At 72.4% G+C, this 23,655-nt stretch carries 20 protein-coding genes; 13 read left to right on the top strand and 7 right to left on the bottom strand.

The window, feature by feature from the left end; genetic code table 11:
• The first annotated feature begins 80 nt into the window (after positions 1 to 80).
• A complete protein-coding gene (locus ABZ464_RS32310; RefSeq protein WP_359282745.1) occupies positions 81 to 902 on the top strand; it encodes a hypothetical protein in 822 nt (273 codons plus the stop codon).
• Positions 903 to 1,365: 463 nt separating this feature from the next.
• Here the strand turns inward: ABZ464_RS32310 and disA are convergent, their stop codons facing one another.
• Positions 1,366 to 2,490: a DNA integrity scanning diadenylate cyclase DisA gene (gene disA, locus ABZ464_RS32305; protein ID WP_359282742.1), complete on the bottom strand. Its 1,125-nt coding sequence runs from the start codon at positions 2,488 to 2,490 to the stop codon at positions 1,366 to 1,368.
• A gap of 81 nt (positions 2,491 to 2,571) precedes the next feature.
• Positions 2,572 to 3,981, bottom strand: coding sequence for a DNA repair protein RadA (radA, locus tag ABZ464_RS32300; RefSeq protein WP_359282739.1), 1,410 nt, complete (start codon positions 3,979 to 3,981; stop codon positions 2,572 to 2,574).
• A gap of 259 nt (positions 3,982 to 4,240) precedes the next feature.
• On the opposite strand from radA, the gene ABZ464_RS32295 reads away from it, so the two are divergent.
• Complete coding sequence (locus ABZ464_RS32295; RefSeq protein WP_359282735.1) at positions 4,241 to 5,989, top strand: hypothetical protein; 1,749 nt, start codon at positions 4,241 to 4,243, stop codon at positions 5,987 to 5,989.
• A 6-nt stretch (positions 5,990 to 5,995) separates the two neighbouring features.
• On the opposite strand, the gene ABZ464_RS32290 is transcribed toward ABZ464_RS32295, so the two are convergent.
• Complete coding sequence (locus ABZ464_RS32290) at positions 5,996 to 6,820, bottom strand: hypothetical protein (protein ID WP_359282732.1); 825 nt, start codon at positions 6,818 to 6,820, stop codon at positions 5,996 to 5,998.
• 71 nt (positions 6,821 to 6,891) lie between these two features.
• On the opposite strand from ABZ464_RS32290, the gene ABZ464_RS32285 reads away from it, so the two are divergent.
• From ABZ464_RS32285 to ilvD, 4 genes are all read left to right on the top strand, one after another.
• Positions 6,892 to 7,824, top strand: coding sequence for a Ppx/GppA phosphatase family protein (locus tag ABZ464_RS32285; RefSeq protein ID WP_359282730.1), 933 nt, complete (start codon positions 6,892 to 6,894; stop codon positions 7,822 to 7,824).
• A gap of 149 nt (positions 7,825 to 7,973) precedes the next feature.
• On the top strand, positions 7,974 to 8,798 hold the full coding sequence (locus ABZ464_RS32280; protein ID WP_359282727.1) for a sugar phosphate isomerase/epimerase: 825 nt from the start codon (positions 7,974 to 7,976) through the stop codon (positions 8,796 to 8,798).
• Positions 8,795 to 9,460 (top strand): TetR family transcriptional regulator, encoded by a 666-nt coding sequence (locus ABZ464_RS32275; protein ID WP_359282724.1) that lies wholly within the window; start codon positions 8,795 to 8,797, stop codon positions 9,458 to 9,460. The genes ABZ464_RS32280 and ABZ464_RS32275 overlap by 4 nt, the downstream gene beginning before the upstream one ends.
• A 138-nt stretch (positions 9,461 to 9,598) precedes the next feature.
• Positions 9,599 to 11,452: a dihydroxy-acid dehydratase gene (ilvD, locus tag ABZ464_RS32270; protein ID WP_359282721.1), complete on the top strand. Its 1,854-nt coding sequence runs from the start codon at positions 9,599 to 9,601 to the stop codon at positions 11,450 to 11,452.
• Between the two features lie 112 nt (positions 11,453 to 11,564).
• On the opposite strand, the gene ABZ464_RS32265 is transcribed toward ilvD, so the two are convergent.
• A complete protein-coding gene (locus tag ABZ464_RS32265) occupies positions 11,565 to 13,868 on the bottom strand; it encodes a serine/threonine-protein kinase (protein ID WP_359282718.1) in 2,304 nt (767 codons plus the stop codon).
• Positions 13,869 to 14,049: 181 nt separating this feature from the next.
• On the opposite strand from ABZ464_RS32265, the gene ABZ464_RS32260 reads away from it, so the two are divergent.
• The 3 genes from ABZ464_RS32260 to ABZ464_RS32250 all read left to right on the top strand — a co-directional run bounded on the left by ABZ464_RS32260 (position 14,050) and on the right by ABZ464_RS32250 (position 16,008).
• Positions 14,050 to 14,373, top strand: a complete 324-nt coding sequence (locus ABZ464_RS32260; RefSeq protein ID WP_359282715.1) for an SH3 domain-containing protein — start codon at positions 14,050 to 14,052, stop codon at positions 14,371 to 14,373.
• Positions 14,374 to 14,423: 50 nt separating this feature from the next.
• The gene (locus tag ABZ464_RS32255; RefSeq protein WP_359282712.1) at positions 14,424 to 14,987 is read left to right on the top strand and encodes an EamA/RhaT family transporter; all 564 of its coding nucleotides are present in this window, start codon (positions 14,424 to 14,426) and stop codon (positions 14,985 to 14,987) included.
• Positions 14,988 to 15,219: 232 nt separating this feature from the next.
• Complete coding sequence (locus tag ABZ464_RS32250) at positions 15,220 to 16,008, top strand: class I SAM-dependent methyltransferase (protein WP_359282710.1); 789 nt, start codon at positions 15,220 to 15,222, stop codon at positions 16,006 to 16,008.
• A 168-nt stretch (positions 16,009 to 16,176) separates the two neighbouring features.
• Here the strand turns inward: ABZ464_RS32250 and ABZ464_RS32245 are convergent, their stop codons facing one another.
• Positions 16,177 to 17,640, bottom strand: a complete 1,464-nt coding sequence (locus tag ABZ464_RS32245) for a SulP family inorganic anion transporter (RefSeq protein WP_359282707.1) — start codon at positions 17,638 to 17,640, stop codon at positions 16,177 to 16,179.
• Positions 17,641 to 17,891: 251 nt separating this feature from the next.
• Between ABZ464_RS32245 and ABZ464_RS32240 the strand changes: the two genes are divergently transcribed.
• From ABZ464_RS32240 to proC, 3 genes are all read left to right on the top strand, one after another.
• Entirely contained in the window at positions 17,892 to 18,704 is an 813-nt protein-coding gene (locus ABZ464_RS32240) for an ABC transporter ATP-binding protein (protein ID WP_359282705.1), read from the top strand.
• Entirely contained in the window at positions 18,701 to 19,468 is a 768-nt protein-coding gene (locus ABZ464_RS32235) for an ABC transporter permease (protein WP_359282703.1), read from the top strand. Before ABZ464_RS32240 ends, ABZ464_RS32235 begins: the two co-directional genes overlap by 4 nt.
• A gap of 105 nt (positions 19,469 to 19,573) precedes the next feature.
• Positions 19,574 to 20,386 carry a pyrroline-5-carboxylate reductase gene (gene proC / locus ABZ464_RS32230; RefSeq protein ID WP_359282702.1) on the top strand — a complete coding sequence of 271 codons (813 nt, stop codon included), beginning with the start codon at positions 19,574 to 19,576 and terminating at the stop codon, positions 20,384 to 20,386.
• A gap of 20 nt (positions 20,387 to 20,406) precedes the next feature.
• On the opposite strand, the gene ABZ464_RS32225 is transcribed toward proC, so the two are convergent.
• A complete protein-coding gene (locus tag ABZ464_RS32225) occupies positions 20,407 to 20,991 on the bottom strand; it encodes a cysteine hydrolase family protein (protein ID WP_359282699.1) in 585 nt (194 codons plus the stop codon).
• 75 nt (positions 20,992 to 21,066) lie between these two features.
• Between ABZ464_RS32225 and ABZ464_RS32220 the strand changes: the two genes are divergently transcribed.
• Positions 21,067 to 22,080 (top strand): helix-turn-helix domain-containing protein, encoded by a 1,014-nt coding sequence (locus ABZ464_RS32220; RefSeq protein WP_359282697.1) that lies wholly within the window; start codon positions 21,067 to 21,069, stop codon positions 22,078 to 22,080.
• On the opposite strand, the gene trpS is transcribed toward ABZ464_RS32220, so the two are convergent.
• Positions 22,002 to 23,045, bottom strand: a complete 1,044-nt coding sequence (gene trpS / locus ABZ464_RS32215) for a tryptophan--tRNA ligase (protein WP_359282696.1) — start codon at positions 23,043 to 23,045, stop codon at positions 22,002 to 22,004. The genes ABZ464_RS32220 and trpS overlap by 79 nt on opposite strands.
• Positions 23,046 to 23,655: the final 610 nt, after the last annotated feature.

Below are 23,655 nucleotides of genomic sequence, written 5' to 3'. Positions count from 1 at the left end.
GGAATGATGATCCGGAAAAGTTGTACTCCGGGCGGCGGGTGCGACCGGTTAACGCGGCGATCTCTCGTACAGTTTGCGCCGTGGGATCTCTGCGCAATCCGATCGGGCCGCTTCCCTCCTCCATCTACTGGCGCCGGAGGGTCGTACTGCTGTCTGTGATCGCCCTGTTGGCGCTGCTCGTCACCTGGATCGTCACCTCGGGCGGGGGCGGCGGCGGCAACGACGCCAAGGGGTCCGGCGCCAAGAATCCCGCGTCCTCGATCACGCCGGGGCCGTCCGGCTCGGGGCCCGCGATCAGCCAGGCGCCGGGCGGGCGGGACGAGTCGAGCGGGGGCGCCACCGACGGCTCGGACTCCGGCTCCGGGTCCGGCTCGGACAGCGGTTCGGGCGGCGACGGCTCCGGGTCCGACGGCTCCGGCTCGGTCGCGGGGGGCGGCGGCACCGACGACGGGGCCAACGGCAGCGGTTCGAGCACGACGCTCCCGGCCGGCACCACCCTGCCCAACTGCACCGCCAGCGTGGTCAAGTTGACCCTGCGCAGTGTCCGCAACTCCTACTCGCCCGATGAGACGCCCACGTTCGAGCTCATCGCGAAGAACTCCTCCGGCAGCGACTGCAAGGTCGACCTCGGACCGAAGACGGCGGTGCTGACGATCACGCAGGCGGGGAGCGAGGACGACTACTGGTCGTCGGCCGACTGCCCGAAGGTGTCCGGGGGCCTGCTGTACCGGGTGCCGGCCGGCGGGAACTTCACCTACACGCTGAAGTGGGACCGCAAGCCGAGTGCCGCCGAGTGCGCGACGCCTCCGGCGGGCGTGGCCGGAACGGGGACCTATCTGGTGGAGGCGAAGGCTCCGGGATTCGCCACCGCACAGACCTCGTTCGTACTCGCGGCCGACTAGGAGGACCATCCGCGGCCGACTGGGACGACTCGCGGCGACTGGGACTACTCGCGGCGCCTCGGACGACTCGCGGCCGACTGGGAGCACCTGCGGTCCACCACGGGCACCCGGGGCGACTGGGACCACCTGCGGCCGACTGGACCACCTGCGGCCGACTGGGAGCACCTGCGGTCAACCCGGAGTACCCACAGTCGACCACGGGCACCCACGGCGACTGGGACCACCCGCGGTCGATCAGGACCACTCGCGGCCACTGGGACGACTCGCGGCCGACCACGGGCACCCGCGGCGACTGGAAGCACCCGCGGTCGATCAGGACCACTCGCTGCGACTGGGACGACTCGCGGTCGACTAGGAGCACTCGCGGCGACTGGGACCACCGTCGGTCGACCAGGACTACTCGCGGCGACTGGGACCACCCCGTTCGACCAGGACCACTCGCGGTCGGTCGGGAGCACCCGCGTCAGACGTAGCGCTCCAGGATCGACGACTCCGCCAGCCTCGACAGGCCCTCGCGGACGCTGCGGGCCCGGGCCTCGCCCACGCCGTCGACCGTCTGGAGGTCGTCGACGCTGGCGGCGAGGAGTTTCTGGAGGCCGCCGAAGTGCTCCACCAGGCGGTCGATGATGGCGCCGGGCAGCCGGGGGACCTTGGCGAGGAGGCGGAAGCCGCGCGGGGAGACCGCCGAGTCGAGGGCCTCCGGGGAGCCGGTGTAGCCCAACGCACGGGCCACCGTCGACAGTTCGAGCAACTCGGCGTGGGTGAGGGCGTTCAGCTCGGACAGCGCCTCGTCGACCGTGCGGGAGCGCTTGGCGGTGGGCTCGGGGACGTAGTCCCGGACCACCAGCTCGCGCTCCGGCTCCACGCCCGCGATCAGCTCGTCGAGCTGGAGGGCCAGCAGCCGCCCGTCGGTGCCCAGTTCGACCACGTACTCGGCGATCTCGGTGGCGATACGGCGCACCATCTCCAGGCGCTGGGCCACCGCGGAGACGTCCCGGACCGTCACGAGGTCCTCGATCTCCAGCGCCGACAGCGTGCCCGCGACCTCGTCCAGGCGGAGCTTGTAGCGCTCCAGGGTGGCGAGGGCCTGGTTGGCGCGGGACAGGATCGCGGCCGAGTCCTCCAGGACACGGCGCTGGCCGTCGACGTACAGGGCGATCAGCCGCATCGACTGGGAGACCGAGACGACCGGGAAGCCGACCTGCTTGGAGACGCGGTCCGCCGTGCGGTGCCGGGTGCCCGTCTCCTCCGTGGGGATCGTGGGGTCCGGGACCAGCTGGACGCCCGCGCGCAGGATCTTCGACAGGTCGGAGGAGACCACGATGCCGCCGTCGAGCTTGCACAGCTCCCGCAGCCGGGTCGCGGTGAACTCGACGTCCAGGACGAACCCGCCCGTGGACATCGTCTCGACGGTCTTGTCGGAGCCGAGCACGATGAGCCCGCCGGTGTTGCCGCGGAGCACCCGCTCGAGCCCGTCGCGCAGGGCCGTGCCCGGAGCCACCGCGCTCAGCGCGGCACGCATGAGGCTCTCGGTACGGGAACTCCCACCGGACTTTCCGGGAGCTGCCGCCCGGTCGTTGGCTGCCACTGCACTCCTCCGGTCGCAGGTTCTTCGGGCGCTCCCGTGCGCGTACTCGGTTCGTACGGACGGGCGAGACCAGGGCAAAGTCTACCGGCGCTCCTCCGCCTCCTGTGGGGCCTCTCGGCGACGGGACCTCGGCAGGACCCGCAGCGCGTCCCCCATGTCGGCGACTTCGAGCACCTTCATACCGGCCGGGATCTTGCCGGGATCGCCCGGTACGAGCGCGTGCGTGAAGCCCAGCCGGTGTGCTTCGGCCAGCCTGCGCTGCACGCCCGTGACCCGTCTGACCTCGCCCGCGAGACCGACCTCGCCGATCGCGACCAGGTTCTTCGGCAGGGGGGTGTCGCTCGCCGCGGAGGCCAGGGCAAGGGCGATCGCCAGGTCCGCCGCGGGCTCGGAGAGCTTCACCCCGCCGACCGTCGCCGAGTAGATGTCCCGCTTGCCGAGCGCGCTGATCCGGCCGCGCTGCTCCAGCACCGCGAGCATCATCGAGACCCGGGAGGTCTCCAGGCCGGAGGTGGTGCGCCGGGGTGAGGGGATCTGGGAGTCGACGGTGAGCGCCTGGACCTCGGCGACCAGGGGGCGGCGGCCCTCCAGGGTGACGGTCAGACAGGTACCGGGGACCGGTTCGGCACGTCTGGTCAGGAAAAGTCCACTGGGGTCGGCGAGGCCCGTGATGCCCTCGTCGTGCAGTTCGAAGCAGCCGACCTCGTCCGTCGCGCCGTAGCGGTTCTTCACGCCGCGCACCAGACGCAGGCGCGCGTGCCGGTCGCCCTCGAAGTGCAGGACGACGTCCACCAGGTGTTCCAGCAGGCGGGGGCCGGCGATCGCGCCGTCCTTCGTGACATGGCCCACCAGCAGCGTGGACATGCCGCGTTCCTTCGAGGCGCGGATCAGGGCGCCGGCGACCTCGCGCACCTGGGCCATGCCGCCGGGCGCCCCGTCGATCTCGGGGGAGGCGACCGTCTGCACCGAGTCGAGGATCAGCAGCGACGGCTTGACCGCGTCCAAGTGCCCGAGGACGGCGGCCAGATCGGTCTCGGCCGCCAGATACAGATGGTCGTCGATGGCGCCGATCCGGTCGGCGCGCAGCCGGACCTGGCTCGCCGACTCCTCACCGGTCACATAGAGGGTGCGGTGTTCGTCGCTGGCCGACTTGGCCGCCACGTCCAGCAGCAGGGTCGACTTGCCGACGCCGGGCTCGCCGGCGAGCAGCACCACCGCGCCGGGCACCAGACCGCCGCCGAGCACGCGGTCCAGCTCGGGCACGCCGGTCGTACGGGCGGTGGCCTGACGGCCGTCGACCTGGCCGATGGGCACGGCGGAGGTGGTGACGCGCCCCGGCGCCGTCGTACGGACCGCGGGCGTGCCGTACTCCTCGATCGTGCCCCAGGCCTGGCACTCGGCGCAGCGGCCGAGCCACTTGGCCGTCTGCCAGCCGCATTCGGTGCAGCGGTAGGACGGGCGGTCCTTGGTGGTCTTGGTACGGGCAGCCATGAGGAAACCGTAACCGCCGCCACCGACAGCCGGACCGGCCTGTGGACAACACCACGGTCCGCCTGTGGACAACCCGGCCGGCCCCGCCCGGGACACCTATGGAGAATCCGGACACCCCCTGCGATCCGGCCACCCCCCATCACGAACGAGCCACGGAACCCCCCATTCCTGTCCCCTTATGAGGGATCGTTTCACCCGTACGGATTAAAAGGACTCAAGGGACAAGAAGAGCCCGTTCCGCGCCGCCTACGGTCCACGGGTGATGAGCAGCAGCCCCGAAATCTCGACCCGCACGACCGGCGCACACCGGGCGCACCGGGAGGCGCGCGATCGCGCCGCGGGGCGCACGCTCGCGCAGCGCCCGCCCGCGCGCTACGAGCCGTATCTGGACGGACTGTTCACCTACTGCCTGTCCGCGCTGTGCGACCACGATGCGGCCACCGCCGCCCTCGGGGACGTCCTCGCGCTGGCCGAGCGGCGGGGACAGCGCATCCCGGAGGCCGGGGAGCGCAGAGCCTGGCTGTACGCGCTGGCCCGCTGGGCCTGCCTGCGCAAGCTGGCCGAGGCCAAGCAGAAACGTCAGGGCACCCATGCGTCCGGGCGCACCGCGGCGCACCGTCCGTCCGGCGCGCGCACCGGCGCACCCTCCGGCGCCCCCACCACCGAGAACCCGGACATCCCCGACGAGCTCCAGGAGGAGCGGCGCCGCGAACTCGCCCTGCTCGCCTGGCCGGAGGCCGCCGGCACCACCCCCGAGCAGCGCGAGGCGCTCGAACTCGCCGTACGCCACCACCTCGCCGCCCACGAGGTCGGCGCCGTCCTCGGCATGGACCACGCCGCCGCCCGCGAGCTGCTGGCCACGGCCGCCTGCGAGGTAGAGCGCACCCGCGCCGCCCTCGCCGTCGTGGAGACCGGCGGCTGTCCCGGAGTGGCCCGCCTCACCGGCGAGCACCAGCTGGTCCTCAGCGCCGCCCTGCGCCGCGAGCTCGTCCGGCACGTCGACGACTGCCCCCGCTGCCGCCGGGCCGCCGAGCGCGCCGTCCCCGGCCGCTGGCCCGGCGCCGGGGTCACCCCCGCCGAGCTGCCCGTCCTGGAGGCGCCCCGCCCGGCCCTGCACCTCGCCATGACGCACCTCACCCGCGCGCGGGGTGCCGCCGCGCCCCGTTTCGACCGGCGCGGCTTCCCGATGGACCCCAAGGACCGCGCCGCCCGCCGCGACCGTCTCCGCGCGCGTGCCGTCACGACCACCGTCGTCGCCACCGTCGTCGCGGCGCCCGTGCTCGCCCTGTGGGCGGCCTACCGCAGCGCCCCCACCGCGGACGCCGACAGCCGCTCGGTCGGAGCCGGCGAGGCGCACGGCCCCGGAAGCCCCGACGGCGGGGCGGCGGGCGGCTACGAGAACGCGGGGAACGCCAGCACCAGGCCCGCCACGGGCTTCGGCAAGGGCCCCAAGCCGGATGTGTCCGTGGAGGTCGTCAGCGTCTCCGGGCTCGGCGCCGCCGACGCGAAACGGCTGACCGTGAGCGCCGTCACCAGCGGCGACACCACCCTGATCACCCTCACCGCCGCCCGGGACGCCGACGGCCCCGTCGCCTGGTCCGCCGCCACCGGCGCCCCCTGGATCTACCTCAGCCGCTCCACCGGCAGCCTGTACCCCAGCGAGTCGGTGACGATCAAGGCGTACGTCGACCCCCTGCGCGAGCCGCCCGGCCACTGGCACGCACGCGTGGCGATCGCTCCGGCGGGCGCCGTCGTCACCATCGAGGGTTACGGCACCGCGTCCGGCCCCGCCCCCGGCACAGGAGAGGGCACCGGTCCGGGCACCCCGGCCCCGCCGACCTCGAAGCCCGACCCGGATCCCCCGACCCCGCCCGCCACGGACCCCACCCCGAGCGCCCCTCCGCCCTCCACCGACCCGCAGCCCACCCCCACCGACTCCCCGACCACCCCGGAGGGCTCGACCCCGCCACCGCCCGACGGCGGCACCACGAGCCCCGCCACCCCCTAGGGGGTGTCAGTCGACGGGATCCGCCGGATGCGGTGCCAGCAGCGGAAGCCGCGAGGCCAGCCGCTCCTCGCACAACTCGACGAGACGGTCGTAGCCGGCCTTGCCCATCAGCTCGGTCAGCTCCGCGCGGTACGACACGTACACCGGGTCGCCCGCGCCGTGCGCCGAGGTCGCCGAGGTGCACCACCAGTGCAGATCGTGACCGCCCGGACCCCAGCCGCGGCGGTCGTACTCGCCGATCGACACCTGCAGCACGCGCGTGTCGTCCGGCCGGTCGATCCAGTCGTACGTCCGCCGCACCGGAAGCTGCCAGCAGACGTCCGGCTTGGTCTCCAGGGGCTCGCGGCCCTCCTTGAGCGCCAGGATGTGCAGCGAGCAGCCCGCGCCACCGGCGAAGCCCGGACGGTTCTGGAAGATGCAGGAGCCCTGGTAGGGGCGGGTCTGACGGTCGCCGTCCTCGTCCTCCGCCACCCAGCCGTTCAGCACCCCCTCGGCGTGGTGCTGCCAGATGTCGGGGGTGAGCCGCGCCACATGCCCGGCGACCCGCTGCTCGTCGTCCTCGTCGGAGAAGTGGGCACCCAGCGTGCAGCACCCGTCGTCCGCGCGGCCGGCCTGGATGCCCTGGCAGCCACTGCCGAAGACGCAGTTCCAGCGAGAGGTCAGCCATGTCAGATCGCAGCGGAAGACCTGCTCGTCGTCCGCCGGATCCGGGAACTCCACCCACGCGCGTGCGAAGTCGAGCCCCTTCTCGTCCGCCGCTGCCGGCACCGGGTTCGCCCGCGAAGAACCGGCGGTTGTTTTGTCGGTCTTCGCCTTTTTCGTCTTTGGCACCCGTCCAGGGTAAGTCGCCGAAGGCCACTTCGGGGACGGCCCACGGCCTCACTGGCAGTAGCGTTCCCTACATGAGACTCGGTGTCCTCGACGTGGGATCGAACACGGTGCATCTGCTGGTGGTGGATGCACACCCCGGCGCGCGCCCGCTGCCCGCGCACTCGCACAAGGCCGAACTGCGCCTCGCCCAACTGCTCGACGGGGACGGCGCCATCGGCCCCGACGGCGTCGACAAACTGATCACGGTCGTCCACGAAGCGCTCCAGGCCGCCGAGGACAAGGGCGTCGAGGACCTCCTGCCGTTCGCGACCTCCGCCGTGCGCGAGGCCACCAACGCCGACGACGTCCTCGCGCGCGTGCAGGCCGAGACCGGCGTCGAGCTCCAGGTCCTCACCGGCTCCGAGGAGGCCCGGCTCACCTTTCTCGCCGCCCGCCGCTGGTTCGGCTGGTCGGCCGGCAAGCTGCTCGTCCTGGACATCGGCGGCGGCTCCCTGGAGATCGCCTACGGCATCGACGAGGAGCCCGACGCGGCCGCCTCCCTGCCGCTCGGCGCGGGCCGCCTCACTGCGGGCTGGCTGCCCGGCGACCCGCCCGCCGCCGAGGACATAAGGACGCTGCGCCGCCACGTCCGCGCACAGATCGCCCGGACGGTCGGCGAGTTCAGCCGCTTCGGCGCCCCCGACCACGTCGTCGCCACCTCCAAGACCTTCCGGCAGCTCGCCCGCATCGCCGGAGCCGCCCGCTCCACCGAGGGTCTCTACGTCCAGCGCGAACTCAAGCGCGAGTCCCTGGAGGCCTGGGTGCCCCGCCTGGCCGGCATGACCTACGCCCAGCGCGCGGAACTCCCCGGAGTCTCCGAGGGCCGGGCCAACCAGCTCCTCGCCGGCGCCCTCGTCGCCGAGGGCACGATGGACCTCTTCGGCGTCGAAACGGTGGAAATCTGCCCCTGGGCCCTGCGGGAGGGCGTGATCCTGCGGCGCCTGGATCACATGGGCTCGGTGTAGCCCCGAAAGGGGCACGGGGCTGTGTCCGACATGTGGCTCCGCCACGGGGCGCGACAAGCCGCAACGGCGCCGCACCCGCCCGTGGCATACCCCACAACGGCGAGCAGGCGCCCGGCACTCAGCCAACCGCACCCCGTAACCTGTCCCCCATGGCAGAGCCAGTCGTACGGATCCCGGACACGAAGGTCGCCCTGTCGACGGCGTCCGTGTACCCGGAGCCGACGGCGACGGCCTTCGAGATCGCCGCGCGCCTCGGATACGACGGCGTCGAGGTCATGGTCTGGAACGACCCCGTCAGCCAGGACATCGAGGCGCTGCGCAGGCTCAGCGACTACCACGGCGTCCCGATCCTCGCCGTGCACGCCCCGTGCCTGCTCATCACCCAGCGGGTCTGGTCCACCGACCCCTGGGTGAAGCTCCAGCGGGCCCGGGCCGCCGCCGAGAAGCTCGGCGCCACCACCGTCGTCGTCCACCCGCCCTTCCGCTGGCAGCGCCAGTACGCGCGGGACTTCGTCCAGGGCATCTGGCGGATGGCGCACGAGACGGACGTGCGGTTCGCCGTCGAGAACATGTACCCCTGGCGCTACCGCGACCGCGAGATGCTCGCGTACGCCCCCGACTGGGACGTCACCAAGGACGACTACCGGCACTTCACGATCGACCTCAGCCACGCCTCCACCGCCCGCACGGACGCCCTCCAGATGGTCGACCGCATGGGCGACCGCCTCGGCCACGTCCACCTCGCCGACGGCAACGGCTCGGCCAAGGACGAGCACCTGGTCCCCGGCCGCGGCGGGCAGCCCTGCGCCGAGCTGCTGGAGCGGCTCGCGCTGAGCGGCTTCGACGGCCATGTCGTCATCGAGGTCAACACCCGGCGTGCCATGTCCGGCGCCGAACGTGAGGCCGACCTCGCGGAGGCCCTCGCCTTCACCCGGCTGCACCTGGCGTCGGCGGCGAAGGTGCCCCGCCCGTGAGCGAGCCCGACGGGACCTCCCGGCGCCGCGGCCGACCCCCTCGTACGGCGGCGGCCGACGCCGGCGGGACCGCCCGCAGACGCGGCCGCCCCCCTCGTACCGAAGCGGCCGACACCCGCGACCGCATCCTGGCCGCCGCGCGGGAGGAGTTCTCCGAGCGGGGGTACGAGAAGACGTCCGTGCGCGGGATCGCCAAGGCGGCCGGGGTGGACTCCGCGCTCGTGCACCACTACTTCGGCACCAAGGAACAGATCTTCGAGACGGCGATCGAGGTCGCCTTCGCACCCGCGTTCGAAGCGCCCACGGCGATCGCCGAAGGGCCGCTGGAGGGCGTGGGGGAGCGGATGGCCCGGTTCGTCTTCGGCGTCTGGGAGAACCCCGCTACGCGCGCGCCCCTCCTCGCGATCGTGCGCTCGGCCGTCACCAACGACACCGCGGCGGCCGTCTTCCGCCGGCTGGTCGCCGCCCAGGTGCTGCGCCGGGTCGCCGCCCAGGTCGATCTGCCGGACGCCGAACTGCGCGCCGAGCTTGCGGCCGCGCAGCTGGTCGGATGCGCGATGCTGCGATACGTGATCAAGGTGGAGCCGCTCGCCTCGGCGGACGTCGAACTGATCATCGCGCGGGTCGCACCCGTCGTACAGGGACACCTCACCGCGCCCTGACACCGGCACCGGCCCCCCCGGCACCGAGACGCTCATCCCGCATTTCGGACACCTCGTCCCGCACCCTGGATGACCGGCGTACGCTCGTTAGGCAGTCAGAAGTCTCTCTGACGGAAGTCTCTCAAGGAGCGAGCGACGATGCCCGAGCTGAGGTCCCGCACAGTCACCCACGGCCGCAACATGGCGGGCGCCCGCGCCCTTATGCGCGCCTCCGGTGTACCCGGTGCGGACATCGGCCGGAAGCCGATCATCGCGGTGGCCAACAGCTTCACCGAGTTCGTGCCCGGCCACACACATCTGCAGCCGGTCGGCCGGATCGTCAGCGAGGCGATCACCGAGGCGGGCGGCATCCCGCGCGAGTTCAACACGATCGCCGTCGACGACGGCATCGCCATGGGCCACGGCGGCATGCTGTACTCCCTGCCCTCCCGCGACCTGATCGCCGACTCGGTCGAGTACATGGTCGAGGCCCACTGCGCCGACGCCCTGGTCTGCATCTCCAACTGCGACAAGATCACCCCGGGCATGCTCATGGCCGCCCTGCGGCTGAACATCCCCACGGTCTTCGTCTCCGGCGGCCCGATGGAGTCCGGCCGCGCCACGCTCGTCGACGGCACGGTCCGCACCCTCGACCTGGTCGACGCGATCTCCGACGCCGTGAACGACAAGATCTCGGACGAGGACATCCTCCGCATCGAGGAGAACGCCTGTCCGACCTGCGGCTCCTGTTCCGGCATGTTCACCGCCAACTCGATGAACTGCCTGACCGAGGCCATCGGCCTCTCCCTCCCCGGCAACGGCTCGGTGCTCGCCACCCACACCGCGCGCAAGCAGTTGTACGTCGACGCCGCGCGCACGGTCATGGACATCACCCGCCGCTACTACGAGCAGGACGACGAGACGGTCCTGCCGCTCAACGTCGCGACCTTCGCCGCGTTCGAGAACGCCATGGCGCTGGACATCGCGATGGGCGGCTCCACCAACACGATCCTGCACCTGCTGGCCGCCGCCCAGGAGGCGGGCGTCCGGTTCGGCCTGGAGGAGATCGACGCCGTCTCGCGCCGGGTGCCGTGCCTGGCGAAGGTCGCGCCCAACGTCGCCAAGAACCGCACGTACTACATGGAGGACGTGCACCGCGCCGGCGGCATCCCCGCCCTCCTCGGCGAACTGCACCGCGCGGGTCTGCTCAACGAGGACGTGCACGCCGTCCACAGCCCGTCCCTGGCGGACTGGCTGAAGACCTGGGACGTGCGCGGCGGCTCCCCGTCCGCCGAGGCCATGGAACTGTGGCACGCGGCGCCCGGCTGCGTCCGCTCCGCCGAGGCCTTCTCCCAGTCCGAGCGCTGGGAGGCCCTCGACGACGACGCCGAGGGCGGCTGCATCCGCTCCGCCGAGCACGCCTACTCCAAGGACGGCGGCCTCGCGGTGCTGCGCGGCAACCTCGCCGTCGACGGCTGCGTCGTCAAGACGGCCGGCGTCGACGAGTCGATCTGGACCTTCGAGGGCCCCGCGGTCGTCTGCGAGTCGCAGGAGGAGGCCGTCGAGAAGATCCTCAACAAGCAGGTCACCCACGGTGACGTCGTCGTCATCCGCTACGAGGGCCCCAAGGGCGGCCCCGGCATGCAGGAGATGCTCTACCCGACGTCCTTCCTCAAGGGCCGCGGCCTCGGCAAGACCTGCGCGCTGATCACCGACGGCCGCTTCTCCGGCGGCACCTCGGGCCTGTCCATCGGCCACGCGTCCCCGGAGGCGGCGTCCGGCGGCACCATCGCCCTCGTCCAGGACGGCGACCGCATCCGCATCGACATCCCGGGTCGCTCGATCGAGTTGCTCGTCGACGACGCGGAACTCGCCCGCCGCGCGCAGGCGTTGAACGGGGTGTACGCCCCGTCCGGCCGGGAGCGCAAGGTCTCCGCCGCGCTGAAGGCCTACGCCGCGATGGCCACCAGCGCCGACAAGGGCGCGGTGCGGGACGTGTCCAAGCTCGGCTGATCCTCAGCGCTTGATCCCCAGCGCTTGATTCCCGGCGCTTGATCCACAGCCTGTGGACGGAGGGGCCGCCTCGCGAGGGGCGGCCCCTTCGTGCCGTACCGACTGGTGTGGCTCACCAGCCGGCGGGATCCCGCCCGTCCACCGCGAACACACTCCCGTCGGGAGCGCCCGCGAAGACCCGGCCGTCGACCGGCAGCGGCGCCGGCAGCGAGCTCGCCACCCGGTCGGAGTTCCTGCCGAGCCGCGCCCGCGTCTGCCCGAGCAGCTTGCCGCTGCGGGCGTCCACGCCGAGGAGCCGCCCGTCCACCCCGGTGATGTACACATGCCCGTCGCCGACCGCCGGATCCGAACCGCGGTACAGGCCCGTCTCCAGGCTCCACAGCCGCTTGCCCGCCGTCATGTCGACGGCCTCCAGCGCCCCGGCGGTGGACATCAGGTAGACGACGTCGCCGTGCACCGTGGCCGCCGGGGCCTGCCGGGGCACGGGCAGCGCCACGCGGCGCGTCTTCCGGGTCTGCGGGTCGTAGCGCACCACGGCCCCGGTGTCCCCGGTCGTCCGGTCGGCCGAGAGGAAGAAGAGCGCCCCGTCATGGCTGCCGACCGCCTCCAGCGTGCCCTGCAGCCCCGCGCTCCACCGCACCTCGCCCGAGTCCGGGTCCACGGCGGTGACCTCGGTCGTCCCCGTGTCGGAGACGGCCGTCGCGTAGGCCAGCGGATCCCCGGTGAACGAGGAGAAGTACGGCACGCCCCGGTCGGTGACCGCGTGCCGCCACTTCGTCTCGCCCGACGCCGCGTCCACGGCGGTGACGGTCCCGTCGGCCGCGCTGAACAGCAGGGTGCCGCCCACCACCCGCAGCCCGGTGTGCGCGGGCATCGCCCGCCGCCAGCCGACCTTCCCCGTCTCCGGGGCGAGCGCCGCCAGGTGCGTCTCCTGTTCCGTCAGCGGCTGCACCAGCTCCCCGGCCAGCACCGGCGGACCGCTGCGCAGGGTGTCGGCGACGGAGCGCTTCCACAGCACGGTGCCGTCGGCCGGGTCGAGGGCGAAGACCACCCCGGGCTGCCCGCACAGCAGTTCGTCGGCCCCGTACGAGCACTGGGGTGTGCTCGGCGTCTCGGACACCGACTCGGCGTCCCACGCGTCGAACGCGGCCGTCGTGGTCCGCGGACTCGCCTCGTGCGCCGCCGGCTCGTCCCCCAACAGCTGCATCGAGGCGAACGCCCCACCGGCGAACAGCCCCAGCGCCGACGCCACGACCGCCGCGCGGCGCATCTTCCGCCGGGGGCCGGTGGACCGCGGGGAGGACTTCCCGCCGGCCTGCCCGCTCGACCCGCTCGACTTGTTCGGGTCGTTCGGGTCGTTCGGGTCGTTCGGGTGGGCGGGATCGGCCGGAGCGGGCGGGTCGGTGAGGTGGCCGGCCGATGCGAACGACGGGGACACGTCGGCCCGTTCGGCCCGTCCCGTCCGTCCGTCGGTGACGCCGCCGGCACCCGCGGCACCCGCGGCACCCGCGGCGTCGGCGGACACGGCCCCCGCAGGCCCCCCGTCCTCCGCCCGCTGCTCCGGTATGAACGCCTGCGTGTCGTACGACGCCGCCACCGACCGCAGTTCCCGCATCAGCTCGTCCGGCGTCGGCCGGTCCTCGGGCTCCTTGGCGAGACAGCGCACCACCAGCGGCGCGAGATTCCCCGGTACGCCCGTCAGGTCCGGCTCGTCGTGCACGACCTGGTAGGCGACGACATACGGGCTGTCGGAGTCGAACGGCCCCCGGCCCGTCGCCGCGTGCACCATCACCGAGCCCAGCGCGAAGACGTCGGCGGCCGGCCCGACCTCGCGCGGCCGCCGGAACTGCTCCGGCGCCATGAAGGGCGGTGTCCCGATCAACTTGCCGGTCTCGGTCCGCAGTTCGCTGTCCTTCGGCCGGGAGATCCCGAAGTCGATGACCTTCGGACCGTCCTCCGCGAGCAGGACGTTGCTCGGCTTGAGGTCCCGGTGCACGACGCCCACCCGGTGGATGTCGCGCAGTGCCTCCGCGAGCCCCGCCATCAGCCGCCGCAACTCGCCCGAACTCATCGGCCCGTTCCGCTTCACCTGCTCGGCGAGCGTCGAGCCGGGGATGAACAGGGTGGCCATCCAGGGCCGTTCGGCGTCCGGGTCGGCGTCCACCACGGGGGCGGTGAACGCGCCGCTCACTCTCCGCGCGGCCGCGACCTCCTGCCGGAAACGCCCCCTGAACTCGGGATCGCGTGCGTAATCGGCATGGACGACCTTCACCGCGACCTTCATCCCGGAGGTGCTGCGGGCCAGATGGACCACACCCATGCCGCCGGAACCCAGCCGTGACTCCAGGCGGTAGTGACCGGCGTACTCCGGAAGTTCCGCTTCCGCGCCCTGCCCGGTGTTGCGCTGTGGCGACATGGACCACCCCCGTGCTGTTCTCCGCGCGCGCGACGCACGGAGCCTAGTCGATGACTTCTACGGGACAGAGGCGGCTTGCTAGCCTCCGCGTACGAATCACGTACAGGTGTTTCATTGCGTGTTTCGGGGGAATGAAGGTGACCCCATGGCAGTCATGGGGTCCAACGGGGGAGGTTCTGTCATGTCTGTCGACCGTGTGGAAGAGGCCGAGAGCGCCGGTGAATCGGAGGCCGTCGCCACGGCGGCCGCAACGGCCGTCACCTACTACCCGATAGCCCCAGGCGTCCGGCTCAACGTCCGCAGCGGCCCCGGTACGGGCTACGGCGTCGTGCGCGTCCTGGCCGAGGGGTCCAAGGTGCCGATCTACTGCCAGACGCCCGGCACGACGGTCACCGGCCCGTACGGCACCTCGAACATCTGGGACAACATCGCCAGCGGAGAGTACGTCTCCGACTCCTACGTCCACACCGGCAGCGACGGCTACGTCGCCTCGCGCTGCTCCTGACCGCGGCACCCACCCGGAAGCCCGCCGCCGACCGGGGCCATAATCGTCCCGTGAGCGACGAAAACGGCACCCCGGACACCCCGGCGGGCTCCCGGGACACCCGGGACGTCCACGGCACGCAGGACCCGCCCGCCGACCGGCCGGTGGCCCCCGACGGCCCCCGCCCCGAGCCCCTGCGGTTCTTCGGCACCACCTGGGTGGAACACGACGGGGGCTACACCGCCCGCCGCTTCGCCGTCGCCGCCGGCGCGCTCGCCGCCACCGTCGCCTCCTGTCTCGTCCTGCGCTTCGCCTACGAGGGCCTGGCGATCGCCGAGACCGGCAGTTTCGTGACCCTGCTGGTCGTGGTCATGTTCACGGTCTGCAGTGCGCTCGCCTTCCGCACCACCTGGGACGGCTTCGCCAAGCGCCCCGACCCCGACCGCCAGGCCTCCCTCCGGGGCCTGCTGGCCATCGGCTTCGTCGGCTCCCTCGCCGCCTACTTCTTCCGCGCCCTCACCGAGGCCCCCGGCGAGAGACTCCACCGCGAGGAGTACGAGACGGCACTCAAGCAACACGAGAAGCGCTCCTCGCGCCGCACCGGCAACCCCTCGAAGAAGCGCCGCCGCACCTGAACGTCCGACCGGCCCCCCCGGCGTCCCAGTGCCATGAACCACATCAGCCGGCCGTACGCCGCCCTCCTCGAGTCCGCCCGCCCGCCCGGAGCTTCCCGCCCGGCTCGGGCCCCTGCGCGCCGAGAGCACCGCGCCCACGCTCATCCTGACCTCCGCCGACGGCGTCACCGTCCTCCTCCTCGGCGCGCAGAAAACCGCCGCCTGATCGCTCACCCCCCGTCACCATGGACGTATGACGGCCTCACCCGAATCCCGGATCCAGGCTCGCGCCCACTCCTTCAACGCCGCCGCGGCCCTGTACGCCGCGAACCGGCCCTCCTATCCACCCGCCCTCCTCGACGCGATCGAGACGCTCACCGGCCGCCCCCTCGCCGGTGCCCGGGTCGCGGACGTCGGCGCCGGCACCGGCCTGGCCACCGCCCTGCTGCACGCCCGCGGCGCCCGGGTCGTCGCCGTCGAACCGGGGGAGGGCATGGCGACGCAGTTCCGCCGCGGCCTCCCCGGCGTCCCGCTCGTCCGCGGCGACGGCAACCACCTCCCCCTCGCCACCGCCTCCCTCGACCTCCTCACCTACGCCCAGTCCTGGCACTGGACCGACCCGGCCCTCGCGGTCCCGGAGGCGCTGCGCGTCCTGCGGCCGGGCGGCGCGCTGGCCCTGTGGTGGAACACCAGCGCGGTCGACGTGCAGTGGATCGACGACCAGACCGACCGTATGCAGCGCCACTTCGGCATCGACCACGTCGTGCAGAAGAACGGCGACGGCAGCCGCGCCGCCCGCGCCGACCCCACCGGCGGCCTCGACTTCACCCACCGCACAGTCCGCTGGAGCCGCCGCGTCCCCCTCGACCTCCACCTGGCCAACCTCAGCAGCCACTCGGCGTTCCTGGTCCACGACGAGGAGAGCACCGCCGCCTTCCTCACCGAGGAACACCGCCACCTCCTCACCGCGTTCCCCGACGGCACGATCGAGGAGACGTACGACGTCGAACTCCTCCTCGCCACCACGCCCCACGAGGCCTGAGGGACCGTCCTTCGACCGGCCTGCGACTGGCCTTCGACCAGCTTCCGACCAGCCTCCGACCGGCCTGCGACTGGCTTCTGCCGGGGCCCCCGGCAGAAGCTCCCGCCGGGAGGGACCGTCCCGCCCGGCCAGGGCCGAAGGCCTCCCCCTCCCCCCGGTCAGCCCCCACTACGACGCCGGGCTTCCCGCCGCCACCTCCCCCTGTCGCCCCGTCGCCCGCCGCTCCCGCGCCGCGGCCCACCCCTCCAGGGCCGCCGCGCAGGCGTGGTCCACATGCCGCAGCCCGCCCAGCTCCAGCCGCACCTCCCGGTCGGCCGGCAGCGCGTCCAGCGCGTCCAGCAGTTTCGGCAGCCGCAGGAACGTCGCATGACCCAGCACCCGCACCACGATCCCGGCCTCCCCCCGGTCCTCGGTCTCCACATGCACGTGGCTGATCTCCCACGCCGTCTTCGCGACGGCGAGCGCCAGCCCGATCAGCACCCCCTCGAACAGGTTCGCCACGACGATCGCCACCGCCGTCACCCCGAGCACGAGCAGCTCCCCCCGATGCCCGCCCCACAGCTTGCGCACCTCGCGCACCGGCACGAGCTTGCACCCGGCGTGCACCAGCAGCCCGGCCAGCGCCGCCACCGGGATGACCCCCAGCACCCCGGGCACCACGGCCGTGAACACCAGCAGCCACACCCCGTGCAGCACCCGCGACGCCTTGGTCCGCGCCCCGGCCTGCACGTTCGCCGCGCTCCGCACGATCACCGCCGTCATCGGCAGCGCGCCCAGCACCCCGCACACCGCGTTGCCCGCGCCCTGCGCCATCAGCTCCCGGTCGTAGTCCGTCCTCCTCCCGTCATGCAGCCGGTCCACCGCCGCCGCGCTGAACAGCGACTCCGCCGACGCGATCAGCGCGAACGCCACGACGGTCCCGATCACCCCCACTTCCGTCAGCCGCCCGAGATCCGCCGCCTGCGGAACCCGTACGACCTCCCACAGCCCCTGCACCCGGACCCGCCGCACCTCCAGGTCGAACACCCAGGTCGCCGCCGACGCCAGCGCCACCGCCACCAACGGCGCCGGAACCAGCCGCGCCCCGCGCCGCCACCGCCCCCACAGCAGCACCACGACCATGGTGGCACCCCCCACTGACAACGCCACCGGATCCACCCGCCCGGGCAGCGCCACCAGCCCGGCGAGCTTCCCGAGCCCGCCCGGTGGCGCGGCCGCGTCCCCGAGGGCGTACACCTGACCGGCGACCAGTACCAGCCCGATCCCGGCGAGCATCCCCTGCACGACGGCCACGGACACGGCCCGGAACCACCGCCCGAGCCGCAGCGCCCCCAGCCCGAGCTGCACCAGCCCCGCCGCGAGCACGATCACCCCGAGCACCTCCAGCCCGTACGCGTGTACGGCCTCGAAGACCAGCACGGTGAGCCCGGCCGCCGGGCCGCTCACCTGGAGGCTGCTGCCGGGCAGCAGCCCGGCGACCAGCCCGCCCACGATTCCGGTGACCAGCCCCAGTTCGGCGGGCACACCCGAGGCCATGGCCACCCCCACGCACAGCGGCAGGGCGACGAGGAAGACGACAAGAGAAGCGCACAGATCGGCCTGACCGACCTTGCGCAGACGACGGGTCAGCACGGACAGCACCTCCGGTAGGGAACGGGAGATGCGTGGGCGCGCCGCACCGGGGGAGGGCGCGGCGTCATGAATTCCATTGTCGGTTACGGCGGTCTTCTGGGGCAGGGGTTCGTGCGCGGGACGCGTGCGGATCGAGGCGCAGGAAGCGGACCGTCCTCTTCCAATCCCACCCCCGCGCGCCTGCGCCGCCGTATGCACCCCACCCGCCCAGCCGCTTGACGGCCCGCCACCCCACGAGGATTATTCATCACATGATGAATTCTATGAACTCCGTCCCCGAGCCGCCCGGACCACCCGACACCAGCCCCGCCGTCACCGCCCACGACCTCACTGTCGCCCGCGGCCCCCGCACCGTCCTGCGCTCCCTCGACTTCACCGTCCCGCGCGGCCAGATCACCGGCCTCCTCGGCCCCTCCGGCTGCGGCAAGTCCACCCTGATGCGCGCCGTCGTCGGCACCCAGGCCAAGGTCACCGGCACCCTCGACGTACTCGGCCACCCCGCGGGCCACCCCACCCTCCGCACCCGCATCGGCTACGTCACCCAGGCCCCCTCCGTCTACGACGACCTGACCGTCCGCCAGAACCTCGACTACTTCGCCGCGATCCTCGACCCCGGCCGCGCCGCCGCCGACCGCCGCCGCGCCGACGTCACCCGGGCCATCGCCGACGTCGACCTCACCACCCACGCCGACGCCCTCGCCGGCAACCTCTCCGGCGGCCAGCGAGGCCGCGTCTCCCTCGCCGTCGCCCTCCTCGGCACCCCCGAACTCCTCGTCCTCGACGAACCCACCGTCGGACTCGACCCCGTCCTCCGCCGCGACCTGTGGACCCTCTTCCACCGCATCGCCGACACCCGCGGCGCCACCCTCCTCATCTCCTCCCACGTCATGGACGAAGCCGAGCGCTGCCACCGCCTGCTGCTGATGCGCGCCGGCGAGCTCCTCGCCGACGGCACCCCCGACTCCCTGCGCACCCGCACCGGCGCCGACACCGTCGAAGCCGCCTTCCTGCACCTGGTCGACCAGGCGGCCGACGCCGCCCGCGCGAAGGAGACCGCCCGATGACCACCGCCCCCGCCCCCGCCCGCGGCCTCAACGCCTCCCGCACCACCGCCACCGCCGCCCGCGTCCTGCGCCAGCTCCGCCACGACCCCCGCACGATCGCGCTGCTCCTCCTCATCCCCTGCCTGATGCTGGTCCTGCTGCGCTACGTCTTCGACGGCAGCCCGCGCACCTTCGACAGCATCGGCGCCTCCCTCCTCGGCATCTTCCCGCTGATCACGATGTTCCTCGTCACCTCCATCGCCACCCTGCGCGAACGCACCTCCGGCACCCTCGAACGCCTCCTCGCCATGCCCCTCGGCAAAGGCGACCTGATCGCCGGCTACGCCCTCGCCTTCGGCACCCTCGCGATCATCCAGTCCGCCCTCGCCACCGCCCTCTCCGTCTGGTTCCTCGACCTGGACGTCATCGGCTCCCCCTGGCTCCTGCTCCTCGTAGCCCTCCTGGACGCCCTCCTCGGCACCGCCCTCGGCCTCTTCGTCTCCGCCTTCGCCGCCTCCGAGTTCCAGGCCGTCCAGTTCATGCCGGCGGTGATCTTCCCCCAACTCCTCCTCTGCGGCCTCTTCGCCCCCCGCGACACCATGCACCCCGCCCTCGAAGCCCTCTCCGACGTCCTCCCCATGTCCTACGCGGTCGACGGCATGAACGAGGTCCTCACCCACACCGACATGACAGCGACCTTCGTACGCGACGCCCTGATCGTCGGCGGCTGCGCCCTCTTCGTCCTGGTCCTGGGCGCGGCGACCCTACGACGACGCACCGCATAGCCCCTCGGCACGCCGACGTCCCGCCACCCGGACACCGACCCGCACCTCCCCGCACCGGTGCGAGGATGGACCCCGGACGACGCACCCCCGGAGGGCACCCGCACCATGACCCAGAAAGTCGCAGTCCTCGGCACCGGCAAGATCGGCGAAGCCCTGCTCAGCGGAATGATCCGAGGCGGCTGGCCCCCGGCCGACCTCCTCGTCACCGCCCGCCGCCCCGAGCGCGCCGAGGAACTCCGCACCCGCTACGGCGTCACCCCGGTCACCAACGCGGAAGCCGCCAAGACCGCCGACACTCTGATCCTCACGGTAAAGCCGCAGGACATGGGCACCCTCCTCGACGAACTCGCCGGCCAGGTCCCCGCCGACCGCCTCATCATCAGCGGCGCCGCCGGCATCCCGACCTCCTTCTTCGAGGAGCGCCTCGCCCCCGGCACCCCCGTCGTCCGCGTCATGACGAACACCCCCGCCCTCGTCGACGAGGCCATGTCCGTCATCTCCGCCGGCAGCCACGCCACCGCCGACCACCTCGCCCACGCCGAGGAGATCTTCGGCGCCGTCGGCAAGACGCTCCGCGTCCCCGAGAACCAGCAGGACGCCTGCACCGCCCTCTCCGGCTCGGGCCCGGCCTACTTCTTCTACCTGGTCGAAGCCATGACCGACGCCGGCATCCTCCTCGGCCTGCCCCGCGACAAGGCCCACGACCTCATCGTGCAGTCCGCGATCGGCGCCGCGACCATGCTCCGCGACAGCGGCGAACACCCCGTCAAGCTCCGCGAGAACGTCACCTCCCCGGCCGGCACCACCATCAACGCCATCCGCGAACTCGAGAACCACGGCGTACGGGCCGCCCTCATCGCCGCCCTGGAGGCCGCCCGCGACCGCAGCCGCGAACTGGCCACCGGCAAGAAGGACTGACCCACCCGCCACGGGGGCGGTCACCCCGCCGCGTCCACCACCTCCCGGGTGGTCACCACACGCGCGAACCCGCCCCCGTGCAGCGACACCGCCGACGCCTGCGCCAGCTCCTCCGCACTCCTCCGCCAGCCGAACGGCCCCACCAGGTCGAACGTGTGCGTCGCGTCGTACGCCACCACCACGTCGTACCCGAGATTCCCGCCCATCCGGGCCGTCGTCTCCACACACATATTGGTCTGGATCCCGGCCAGCACGATCTGCGAGATCCCCGCGGCCCCCAGCCACGCCCCCAGATCCGGCGTCCCGAGAAAGGCCGAGTTCACGGTCTTCGTGACGAACAGCTCGGCACCGGCACCCTTGCCCCTCCTCTCCTCCACATACGACTTCAGCTCGTTCCCCTCGTACCCGAGCCGCAACGGCGACCCCGGCTTCACCGAGTCATGCCGCACGAACACGACCGGCCGCCCCGACGCCTGCCATACGTCGATGAGCGCGGCGATGTTGTCATCGGCCCCCGGATTGTTCCGCGGCCCCCAGAAGCCGGCCTCCTCGAAGCCCTTCTGCACGTCCACGACCACCAGCGCTGCGTTCTCCGCAATCTCCATGCCGACGATCCTGCCGCCGCCACCGACCCCGCCCCAGAGGTACAGAAGTCAGCGATCGATGGTTTACTGCCAGACATGGCCCCCGCCTACCGCGTCGCCCTCGTCGCCTTCCCCGGTATCCGCGCCTTCGACGTCTCCGTCATCACCGAGGTCTGGGGCGCCGACCGCACCGACCGCGGCGCCCCCGCCTTCGACCTCCGCCGCGTCGCCACCGACACCACCCCCGTCCCGATGCGCGGCGGACTCGCCCTGCACCCCGACCGCACCCTCACCTGGCTCACCCGCGCCGACCTGATCCTCGTCCCCGGCCTCGACGACCACCTCACCCCCGCACCCACCCCCGTCCTGGACGCACTCCGCCGCGCCCACGCACGCGGCACCACCCTCGCCGCACTCTGCGGCGGAGCCTTCACCCTCGCCCAGGCCGGCCTCCTCGACGGCCGCCGGGCGATCACCCACTGGAACCTCATCGACCTCCTCCGCGCCCACCACCCCCAGGTCACCGTCGTCCCCGACGCCCTCTTCATCGAGGACGACAACATCTGGACCGCCGCGGGCACGGCAGCCGGCATCGACCTCTGTCTGCACCTGGTCCGCCGCTCCCACGGAGCCGAAGCGGCCGCCACCATCGCCCGCTCGATGGTCACCGCCCCCTTCCGCACCGGCTCCCAGGCACAGTTCATCGAGCACCCCACCGCACCCGCCGACCGCGACGCCGACACGCTCGCCGCCGTACGCGAACACGCCCTGCGCCGACTGCACGAACCCCTCACCGTCGCCGACCTGGCGGCTCACGCGGGTATGTCCCCCCGCACCTTCGCCCGCCACTTCACCGCCGCCACCGGCACCACCCCCCTCAGCTGGCTCCTCGACCAGCGCATCGCCGCAGCCCAGAAACTCCTCGAACGCACCGACCTCCCCATACCCGAGGTCGCCCGCCGCGCCGGCTTCGGCAGCGAGGTCACGATGCGCCAGCACTTCGCCTCGCGCCTCGCCACCAGCCCACGCGCCTACCGAGCCGCGTTCAGCACCCCACCCGAAACGGGCTCCGCCTCAGCCACCGGCGGCAGCAACCCGATCGCGCGATAGGCGGCGTCCACTACCGGACGCGCCATCCCCCGTGCCTTATTCGCCCCATCCCGGAGCACCCCCTCGACATAAGCGGGATCCGCACACAACTCCTTGTGCCGGTCCCGCACCGGCCGCAACACCTCGACCACAGCCTCCGCCGCGGCCGCCTTCAAAGCGCCGTACGACTGATGAACGGCCGCCAGCTCCGCAGGGTTCCCGTCCGTGCAGGCCGCGAGGATCTCCAGCAGATTCGCGACCCCCGGCCGACCAGCCCGGTCGTAGACGACCTCCCGCCCGCTGTCCGTGACAGCCCGCATGATCTTCTTCCGCACCACGTCCGGCTCGTCGAGCAGATAGACGATCCCCGGCCCGGAGTCATCGCTCTTCCCCATCTTCGACCCCGGCGCCTGCAGGTTCATCACCCGAGCCGCCACCGCCGGCACCGTCGCCCTCGGCACCACGAACGTATGCCCGTACCGCTGGTTGAACCGCACCGCCAGATCCCGCGCCAGCTCCACATGCTGCGCCTGGTCGTCCCCCACCGGCACCTCGTCGGTCCCGTACGCCAGGATGTCCGCCGCCATCAGCACCGGATACGTCAGCAGCGACAGCCGCACGCTCCCCTCGCGCTCCCGCTCCTGCGCGGCCTTCACCTTGTACTGGATCATCCGCCGCATCTCGCCGTCGGTGGCCACGCACTCCATCAGGTACGACAGCCGCGCGTGCTCGTCGACATGGCTCTGTACGAAGAGGGTGCACAGCTCTGGATCCAGTCCCGCCGCCAGCAGCAGCGTCGCCGCCTGCCGGCTCAGCCGACGCACCCGCGCCGGATCGTGGTCCACGGTCAGCGCGTGCAGATCGACCACGCAGAACAACGCGTCCGAGCGGTGCTGGTCGACCTGGACCCACTGCCGCATGGCGCCCAGGTAGTTCCCCAAGGTCAGATGCCCGGTCGGCTTGATCCCGCTGAAGACCCTCGTCATCTCCGCTCCTCCTGCTGGACTTCTCCGGTCGAGGCCGCCGTCCCGGCGGGCCGACCCTCGGGAGTCCCGGAGGGGATACGAGAACGGCCGCCGAGGCGGCGGCCGTTGAACGCATACGTGAGCGCGGCCGCCGTCAGGCGGCCCACCAGAGCTGGGTGCACGTACGCGTGGTCATGACGCCCACAGTACGCCTCCAGGGGTGCCCAAGGGACGTGGGTTGACACGCCCCGGCCCGATACGTAGTGTTCTCCGAGTTGTCCGACGTGAGCGCCGACTCCGGTCGGTCCCCGGACAGCCATTCCGCAAGTACCAACCACTTCTCGGTGAGCAGTCGTCTCGTCTGCCGTCGCGTCATTGGCATGCGTATTCGCGAAATGAGGAATCCGCGTTCGAAAGGACACGGCCCCCGATTGGCTTCGGGAGCCGGGAATCCGCTAAAGTCTCACTCGTCGGAACGGCCGAAGGGCCGGGAAGACAACCCCGCTGACTGGGAATCAGACGCCGAAAGGATCTGGTAGAGTCGGAACCGCCGGAAAGGGAAACGCGAGAGCGAGAACCTGGAAAGCACCGAGGAAATCGGACACCGAAAAGGTCTGATAGAGTCGGAAAC

Origin of the sequence: Streptomyces sp. NPDC005820, from assembly GCF_040630255.1 — a bacterium.
Lineage (GTDB): Bacteria > Actinomycetota > Actinomycetes > Streptomycetales > Streptomycetaceae > Streptomyces.
This window is presented reverse-complemented; position numbering and strand designations above follow the sequence as displayed.